The sequence below is a fragment of the Aeromonas media genome (genome assembly GCF_000819985.1).
Lineage (GTDB): Bacteria > Pseudomonadota > Gammaproteobacteria > Enterobacterales > Aeromonadaceae > Aeromonas > Aeromonas media.
The window spans coordinates 1-466 of sequence record NZ_CDBZ01000138.1 but is presented as its reverse complement, the minus strand read 5'-3'; the positions used below and the strand labels follow the sequence as shown (position 1 = coordinate 466).

1 protein-coding gene is annotated in these 466 nt (G+C 66.5%); it reads right to left on the bottom strand.

The genetic code is table 11. From position 1 onward, the window contains the following. Positions 1–35: 35 nt before the first annotated feature. A partial coding sequence (locus BN1127_RS12220; protein WP_042649642.1) for a hypothetical protein occupies positions 36–466 on the bottom strand: 431 nt, incomplete at its 5' end.

Sequence of the window (466 nt, the reverse complement as noted above, 5' to 3'; positions counted from 1 at the left end):
GGGTGGCCTCTTGTGAAGCATGATGGGCTGGCGACTCAGCGCCCTGCCAGTACCCGCTTGGTCTGCTTGACCCAGTCGGAGACGCGCCCCTGCTGGGGATACCCTTGCCAGATCTGCTCCCACTGGGCCGGACTCAGGGGGCGGCCCAGGCGGCGCTGCACCCCGGCATAGAGGTAGTCGTGGGCCGTGGTACGGGCCTGGGCCGAGGTGAGGAATTTGGCGACAGGATCGGTCAGGCGCACATCCCGCATGCCGAGCAAGGGGTAATCGCTGTGTACCGCCGCCAGCATGGTCTCACGCATGGCCGACTCGATGTAGCCACGGGCGAACAGGGCGGTCACCGATTCCAGCGATCCTTGATCCGGGCCATGGTACTCCTCATCGAACACTGGACTGGGTTCCGCCACCGCACTCTGCACCACAGCATCGGGGTCCGGTTGCGGCACCACCGCCACAGCCTTGGGGG